Annotated in this window: 1 protein-coding gene; it reads left to right on the top strand. The window is 32.0% G+C overall.

Annotated elements, in window-relative coordinates:
* Nucleotides 1–413: Mu transposase C-terminal domain-containing protein (locus tag GVK91_RS27180; RefSeq protein WP_200845724.1), on the top strand; the 413-nt coding region annotated here is incomplete at its 5' end.
* Nucleotides 414–481: the final 68 nt, after the last annotated feature.

Here is a 481-nt window from a genome sequence, read left to right as displayed (position 1 = left end):
CTAATATGCCGAGTAGCTTAGAACAACTTGATTTATTATTGTTGGAAATACCTAAATCTAGAAAAGTTCATTCAGATGGCATTCATTTTCAAGGTTTTCGATACAGTAATACTAATCTAGCAGCTTATGTAGGTGAATATGTACTGATTCGTTATAACCCAAATGATATGGCTGAAATACGTGTGTTTTATAGAGATGAATTTCTTTGTACTGCTATATGTCCAGAAATAGCTGATTACTCCATAGATATAAAAGACATACAGCACGCTCGTAGTCAGAGAAGAAAACACGTAAAAAAAAATATTGCTAGTCAAACAACCACGGAATTAATTAAAGCAGAAAAAAATTGTGGTTATTCACCTCAAGAAACGACTTACCACGGCAAAAAATTAAAGAGGTATCGTAATGACTAAAAATCAACATTTCATTGAAACGAAAGAGTATAAACGCTTTGCTGAATTTTGTGATGCTTGTATTAAAT

The organism is Sphingobacterium sp. 18053 (genome assembly GCF_902706145.1).
GTDB classification, from domain to species: Bacteria; Bacteroidota; Bacteroidia; order Sphingobacteriales; family Sphingobacteriaceae; genus Sphingobacterium; species Sphingobacterium paramultivorum.
Note: the sequence above shows the minus strand (reverse complement) of the source record. Positions and strands in the feature narration are given on the sequence as shown.